This is a genomic window from Novosphingobium rhizovicinum (assembly GCF_040813635.1).
In the GTDB taxonomy this organism is placed as follows: Bacteria; Pseudomonadota; Alphaproteobacteria; order Sphingomonadales; family Sphingomonadaceae; genus Novosphingobium; species Novosphingobium rhizovicinum.
Genome location: NZ_JBFNXR010000033.1, coordinates 132,831 through 140,000, shown reverse-complemented (window position 1 = coordinate 140,000; position 7,170 = coordinate 132,831). Strand labels below are relative to the sequence as shown.

The following is a 7,170-nucleotide window of genomic DNA, read 5'->3' as shown; positions in this document are numbered from 1 at the left end:
CGTCCCCGTCCGGTGAAGCGGCATATATGGAGGACCGATGAGTCGGTCAAGCGTGAAATTGAATGTTTTTTGGCTCGAGCTGAATTCGGCGGGAAATCGTGCGCCCCTGGGCGCTGGACGGAGGCCTCGCTTGATGCGGGTGCCTGTCATTGCGGGCTACGGTTTCTTGCGCCGCGATGCGACCACCACCGCTCCTATCAACAACGCGGCGCCGACCGGAGCCAGGCGCATCGCCCAATCGGCCCAAGGTTTGTAGCCGCCCCGCTCAGGTGAATGTTGAGCCTGCTCGGCCGGAGCTGATGAAGCAACTGGACTTTGTGCAGCAAGCGACATCGCGATCAGGGGAAGAGCGAGGACCGGCACGCGCATCATTCAAATCTCCTTGCACGCCTCTCACTTGAAGCGGGACAACACCCTACACCTGTTCCGCGCCTTCGGCACACCCGATCCTGTGGTCACCCGAGCGAGCCAGCAACTGACCAACGGTGTGTGCGACAGCTTCCAGCGTGTACGGCTTACGCAGAATGGGAAACTCTCGCTGGTCGATCGGGATGAACTGCTTGCTGCTGTAGCCGCTCGCGAGCAGGATCGGCATGTCGGGAATTGATTTTCTGATTTCCTGCGCAAGCTCAAGCCCGGTACGACCGGGCATGACAATATCGGAGAAGATGAAGTCTACCGGGCTTTCTGCCAAAAGCGCGAGCGCTTCGTCCGCGCTCGACGCCTCGGTGACGATGCATCCGAGATCCTGAAGCAGCTGCTTACCGAAATAGCGGACGTGCTCGCTGTCCTCCACGAGCAGTATCCTCAGTCCCTCGGGTAACGATGTCTCACCGGCCTCCAGTGCACGGCTCTTCATCGGCTTCTCAGTCCGCGGCAGCCGGATATTGAGAGTGGTACCGTGTCCCACTCGGGACTCGATCGTCACAGAGCCGCCCGATTGGATCGCAAATCCGTGAAGCTGTGAGAGACCAAGACCCGTGCCTTTCCCCGCAGGCTTCGTGGTGAAAAAGGGCTCGAACACTCTCTCGAGCTGCTCCGGAGGGATACCCTCGCCTGTGTCGGCGATCGATAGACTGACCAGATCCTTGCCGTCTTCCCGTATGTTCCGGGTCGCTATCGTGATCTTGCCGCCGGATGGCATTGCATCGCGTGCGTTGACCACCGCGTTGAGCAGCGCCGTCTCAAGTCCGGTCGGGTCGATCTCAATGCGCCAGAGCGCCGGCGCCAGATCCAGAATCAACTCGTACTGACTGCTTAAGGTGCGTTGCAGCATCTCTCCCAACGCATCCAGACGCACACTGAGATCGATCACCTCTGGCTCGAGCGGCTGACGCCTCGCGAAGGCGAGAAGCTGAGCGGTAAGGCTCGTTGCCCGCTCTGCCGTTTCCAGGAGGACATGCAAATACCGCTTGCGCTTCTCCTCAGCGAGGTCGGGCTTGCGCAACAGCATGTCGGCGGTTCCGCGGACAACGGTCATGAGATTGTTGAAGTCGTGCGCGATACCACCTGCGAGTTCACCCAGCGCTTGCAACTTCTGGGACTGCAGAAGAGCTTCCTGCGTCTCGCGCAGCTCCTCTTCGGCACGCTTCTTTTCCGTGATGTCGCGTGTGACCTTCGCGAACCCGACATGTTCACCCGCATCGTTATAGATCGGCTCGAGCATGACGTGTGCCCAGAACAGCGAACCATCCTTGCGCACGCGCTGGGCCTCGGCTTCGAACTTACCGTCTTTCAGGGCCGTCTGAAGAGCGGCGGCAGGAGCCCCCCTCGCCCTGTCCTCTTCTGTATAGAAACAGGAAAAGTGCTGCCCGATGATCTCATCGGCCTCGTAGCCTTTGATCGTTTGAGCGCCTGGGTTCCAGTTGGTCACGTTCCCTTGCGTGTCGAGCATGTAAATGGCGTAATCCCGCACGCCTTGAACAAGCAGTCGGAATTGCAGTTGGCTGTCAAACAGCGCCTGCTCGTGGCGCCTCTTCTCGGTTACGTCCCGCGTGATCTTGGCGAAACCGATCAGTTCACCGGCCTCATTGCGGATGCGGTCAACGACCACATGCGCAAGGAACGTGCTGCCATCCTTCCGCACCCGCCAACCTTCCGCTTCAAAGCGGCCTTCTTGGGCGGCGGTCATAAGGATATGCGAAGGAAGACCTGCCCGGCGGTCTTCGGGCAAAAAGAACCTGGAGAAGTGCTCACCAAGCACCTCCTCCGCCTCGTAACCTTTGAAACGGCGCGCACCGGCATTCCAGGTGGCAATATGCCCCATCGGATCCAGCATATAGATGGCGTAGTCCTCAACGGAGTTGACGAGGATCTGGAACCGCCGCTCGCTCTCCCGTAGCGCTTCCTCACGCTGCCGTCGTTCCGTGACGTCGCGCGTGATTTCGGCGAAGCCAAGCAGGGCACCATCGGCTCCACGCACAGGTTGAAGAACTGAGTGGGCCCAAAGACGGCAACCGTCTTTCCGAACTCTCCAGCCCTCAGTCTCGAAACGACCCTCGCGGGCAGCAACCCTGAGCGCGCGACCCGGCACATCGAGATCGCGCTCTTCCTGAGTGAAAAATCCCGAAAAGGGCTGACCGACCACGTCGTCCGCAGAGTAGCCGATAATGTTTTCGGCGCCTGTGTTCCAGGTCCCGACCCGTCCTTGCGGATCGAGCATATATATCGCGTAATCCGTTATTGAGTGGACCAGCAAGGCGAAACGTTCATCCGTCACGAGCCGATCGAATGTGGATTGCGCCATCTAAAGTCCTCTAGCGTGACCCACCCAAACCCCGGTTGCCCTTGTGGGCAAAACCAGCCAACATCAAGCACATTTCCGAGACACGCAGCTTTCAGGGCACTATTGGGGCGGATTCACGTGTATCACCGCCAGCGGCAAGCCCTCAATCGATCGCCGACCAGGCTCTCGGCCTCGCTGCGTTTTTCTTTCCGGAGCTGGCGCAAGAGATGAGCGATCCCAACCATTCGCAGATTGATCGCCTTCTCGCGATCATGGCTCGGCTCCGACATCCCTCGCTGGGCTGTGAATGGGATCGAGAGCAGACATTCGCAACGATTGCTCCTTACACGATCGAGGAAGCCTACGAAGTCGCGGATGCGATTGCCCGCGGTGATCTGAACGATCTGCGCAGCGAACTTGGCGACCTTCTGCTGCAGGTGGTATTTCATGCGCGCATCGCGGAAGAAGCGGGCAGCTTTGCCTTCGCGGATGTCGTTGCCGGCATCAGCGACAAGCTTGAGCTGCGTCATCCACATATCTTCGGTTCCGAGACGTCGCATGCTCCGCAAACAGAGCGCTGGGAGGCGATCAAGGCGGCCGAGCGCAGCGCGGGCGGCCAGACAGGTGCTCTCGACGGTGTGGCCCTCGCCCTGCCTGCTCTCCTGCGAGCAGAAAAACTACAGAAGCGAGCTGCGCGCGTTGGTTTCGACTGGCCCGATGCAGAAGGTCCGCGCGCCAAGATCCTCGAAGAGCTGGACGAGTTCGAGCGCGCCGAAACGGGCGAAGAGCGCTTGGAGGAAGCAGGAGACCTGCTGTTTGCCGCGGTGAACTACCTGCGCGCGAACGGCATCGCGCCGGAGGAGGCTCTTCGCAGCGCAAATGGCAAGTTCGAGCAGCGGTTTCGGGCGATGGAATTGGCAGCATCCGCTGCCGGACACGACTTCGCTGAACTCACCCTCAATGAGCAGGAAGGCTATTGGCAGGCCGCCAAGGCCTTAGAGAGACGAGAAGCGTCCTAGCTCGCGATCACTCAGCCTGACCTGCAGTTTTACCTGCGGCGCTCCTTCGATGGTTTCGTCGAGTTCCTCCGACACAACCTCGCCACGAGCGTGAAGGAAGGCAAGCTTTTCACCATCGCTGACCGGGATCACGAAGCTGTAGACTTTCGCGCCCGCTGTGAGCCGGCGCCCCACCACTGAGAGCAACTCATCGCAACCTTCACCGGTGACGGCAGAGATCGGAACCACGTGTTCACGTCCCCGATCGTCGGCAACATCCTTCAGTTCGATCGCTCTTGAAGGCTCGAGCAAGTCCCACTTGTTCCAGACCTCGACGATGGGAATGGCGCTCTCACCCTCCTCTTCCGTCACAACGCCAAGGCCGCTGAGCACTTCGATCACCTGACGTTTCTGAGCCTCTGTCTCCGGATTGGCAATGTCACGCACATGAAGGATTACATCGGCAGCCGTGACTTCCTCCAAGGTGGCACGGAACGCAGCGACCAACTGGGTTGGCAGGTCGGATATGAAGCCGACCGTGTCGGAAAGAATGACTTTTTCGACGCCGGGCAGGCGAATAGCCCGCATGGTCGGGTCCAGCGTCGCAAAGAGCAGATCCTCGGCCATGACTCCAGCACCAGTCAGGCGATTGAACAGAGTCGACTTGCCCGCGTTGGTGTAGCCCACCAGCGCAACAACCGGCCACGGCGCCTTTTCCCGACGATCTCTGTGCAGTCCGCGGGTTCGACGGACCTGCTCCAACTCACGCCGGATGCGAGCCATCCGGTCTCGGATAAGACGGCGGTCGGCCTCGATCTGAGTCTCGCCTGGTCCGCCCAAAAAGCCGAAACCGCCCCGCTGACGTTCAAGGTGAGTCCAACTGCGCACCAGCCGCCCCGCCTGATAATCAAGGTGCGCCAGTTCAACCTGCAAGCGACCTTCGGCAGTGGCAGCGCGTTCACCAAAGATTTCGAGGATCAGCCCAGTGCGATCAATCACCTTCCGCTTGAGCTTTTCCTCAAGGTTGCGCTGCTGGATGGCAGATAGGGAGCCGTCCACAACAATGAGCTCGGCATCCGATTGCTCACACGCAACGCCGATGTTCTGGATCTGCCCCTCACCGAAAAGCGTTGCAGCGCGCGGCTCCCGGATCGGAATCGTAAACGCGTCTGCGATCACCAGACCTATGGCGAGCGCAAGACCCTTTCCTTCCTCGAGCCGGGCGTCGGCATCCTGGTCCCGGTTGCCCCGCAGTTGCGGGTATACGACCAGTGCGCGCGCGCCGCGTGCAACCTCGCCCTGAAGTTCGTCGCTCAAAGCGAGGGCCGGGGCTGATGCGAACCGGACAATCTGGCCGCGATCAATCCTCGTCCTCTTCGTGGGCCTGCAGGTCTACGGGGGTGACAGGCTGGATCGTCGAGACAGCGTGCTTGTAGGCCAGTTGCACATACCCCTCTCGCTCGAGAAGCATGCAGAACAGATCGTAAGCAGCGATGCGGCCCTGCAGCATGACGCCGTTCACCAGGAACATGGTCACCTGCACTCCGGCAGTGCGGACGCTCGAAAGAAAGACGTCCTGCAACAGCCGAACCTTCTTCGAACTGTCCACTCCACCGGCGAACTGACGTGCGTCGACCGGAGTACTGGGCATGATCGTGGAGATCGCGTGCTTGTAAACGAGCTGCGATTGGCCATCGCGGCGAAGGAGTATGGAGAAATTGTCGAACCATGTGACGATGCCCTGCAGCTTCACGCCTTTGACCAGAAACATCGTTACAGGAGTTTTGTTCTTGCGCAGGAGATTCAGGAATTGGTCCTGGAGGTTCTGCCCTTTGGCCGGAGCAACTGGCGCGGCCTCATCCGCTGCCGGGGCGGCGGGCTTCGGACGGGCAGAAAGTGTACGCCCACTCATTGCGGTCTCCTGTTGTTGGCGGCCGCTGCTACGGTCCGCAATCTGGCCGGGACTGACCCCGACCGCTTAGGACCGATGTTACTGTTTCGCTGCAGCGCAGTAAACGGCAAAATCAACGCTCACCCGCACCAAAGTGTCAGCCTTCCTCTCCCTCCAGTTCGGCATCCCTGCGATCAGACATGCCGAGGATCTTGAGCTTGCGATGGAGAGCCGATCGCTCCATCCCAATGAAAGAAGCCGTCTTGGAAATGTTCCCCGAGAAGCGCTGTATCTGAACGCGCAGGTACTCTCTTTCAAAGCTCTCCCGAGCCTCCCGCAGCGGCGCGCTCATCATGACCGAAATGCGGGAGTCGCCTTCGCCGCGACTGCTGAACACTTCAGGGGGAAGCATTTCCGCCTCGATACGGCCGAGGCGATCACGCGGCGTCATGATAACAGTACGCTCCACCACGTTCCGCAACTGCCGCACGTTGCCGGGCCAGTCATATGCCTGCAGCGCTGCCATGGCATCCGCTCCAACTTCAGGAGCCGCAACGCCCTGCTCGCTCGCGAACCGGGTGAAAAAGTGATCGACCAATGGAGGGATGTCATCCCGCCGGTCGCGCAGAGCCGGGACGGTAACCGGTACAACGTTCAGCCGGTAGAAGAGATCCTCGCGGAACCGCCGCTCTGCGATCTCCTTCTCCAGATCGCGGGAGGTCGACGAGACAACTCTGACATCAACCCGTATCTGCCGCGTCCCGCCCACCCTGACGAAGGACTGGTCCGTAAGGACGCGTAAGATACGGGCTTGTGTCGAAAGCGGCATGTCCGCGATTTCGTCGAAGTAAAGCGTGCCGCCGTCGGCCATCTCCAGGAGCCCAGGCCGCAGCAGGCTGCCCTCCAACTCTTCTCCGAACAATTCTTGCTCGAACCGCTCGGGAGTGATCCGGGCGGAGTTCACGCAAACAAACGCGCTGCTGGCCCGCGCGCTCCAGGCGTGAAGCAAGCGCGCGGCCACCTCTTTGCCCACGCCTGCCGGCCCGGTAATCAGCAATCGGCTACCGGTATTCGCTACGCGTTTCAGAGTGGCGCGCACCTGATTGATGGCACTGCTGTTTCCGGTGAACTCCTCGGAATTGGAGAAGTCCTGCCGCAGTTGCGCGTTCTCACGCCTTAGCCGTTCGGTTTCAGTCGCTCGCGCCACGAGGTGAAGGAGCTTTTCGGCCTCGAACGGCTTCTCGATGAAGTCCACAGCCCCGCGACTGATCGCTGCGACGGCTGTGTCTATGTTGCCGTGACCGGAAAAGATGATCACCGGCAACTCAGGCTCACGTGCCTTCATGGCGTCGAGCACTTCCAGCCCGTCCATTGCGCTGCCGTGAAGCCAGACGTCGAGCAGGACGAGCGAGGGACGTCGCGTATCCAACGCCGAGAGTGCGCTTTCACTGTCACCAGCTGTGCGGCACTCGTAACCTTCGTCGCTTAGCACTCCCGCGACGAGTTCGCGGATATCGCGTTCGTCGTCGACGATCAGGATGTCGATAGGCATTGGG

6 protein-coding genes are annotated in these 7,170 nt (G+C 60.3%); 1 reads left to right on the top strand and 5 read right to left on the bottom strand.

The genetic code is table 11. The features are described 5' to 3' along the window. Positions 1–156 precede the first annotated feature (156 nt). Positions 157–372 (bottom strand): hypothetical protein, encoded by a 216-nt coding sequence (locus ABUH87_RS10405; RefSeq protein ID WP_367773283.1) that lies wholly within the window; start codon positions 370–372, stop codon positions 157–159. A 43-nt stretch (positions 373–415) separates the two neighbouring features. Further along, positions 416–2,746, bottom strand: coding sequence for a PAS domain S-box protein (locus ABUH87_RS10400; protein ID WP_367773280.1), 2,331 nt, complete (start codon positions 2,744–2,746; stop codon positions 416–418). 206 nt (positions 2,747–2,952) lie between these two features. Here ABUH87_RS10400 and mazG point away from each other — a divergent pair, with 206 nt between their 5' ends. Further along, entirely contained in the window at positions 2,953–3,744 is a 792-nt protein-coding gene (gene mazG, locus ABUH87_RS10395; RefSeq protein WP_367773277.1) for a nucleoside triphosphate pyrophosphohydrolase, read from the top strand. Here mazG and hflX read toward each other — a convergent pair. The 3 genes from hflX to ntrX all read right to left on the bottom strand — a co-directional run bounded on the left by hflX (position 3,721) and on the right by ntrX (position 7,166). Continuing rightward, positions 3,721–5,040: a GTPase HflX gene (gene hflX / locus ABUH87_RS10390; RefSeq protein ID WP_367773275.1), complete on the bottom strand. Its 1,320-nt coding sequence runs from the start codon at positions 5,038–5,040 to the stop codon at positions 3,721–3,723. The genes mazG and hflX overlap by 24 nt on opposite strands. A 43-nt stretch (positions 5,041–5,083) precedes the next feature. Beyond that, positions 5,084–5,635 (bottom strand): RNA chaperone Hfq, encoded by a 552-nt coding sequence (gene hfq / locus ABUH87_RS10385; RefSeq protein WP_367773273.1) that lies wholly within the window; start codon positions 5,633–5,635, stop codon positions 5,084–5,086. 136 nt (positions 5,636–5,771) lie between these two features. Continuing rightward, positions 5,772–7,166: a nitrogen assimilation response regulator NtrX gene (gene ntrX, locus ABUH87_RS10380; protein ID WP_367773271.1), complete on the bottom strand. Its 1,395-nt coding sequence runs from the start codon at positions 7,164–7,166 to the stop codon at positions 5,772–5,774. Positions 7,167–7,170: the final 4 nt, after the last annotated feature.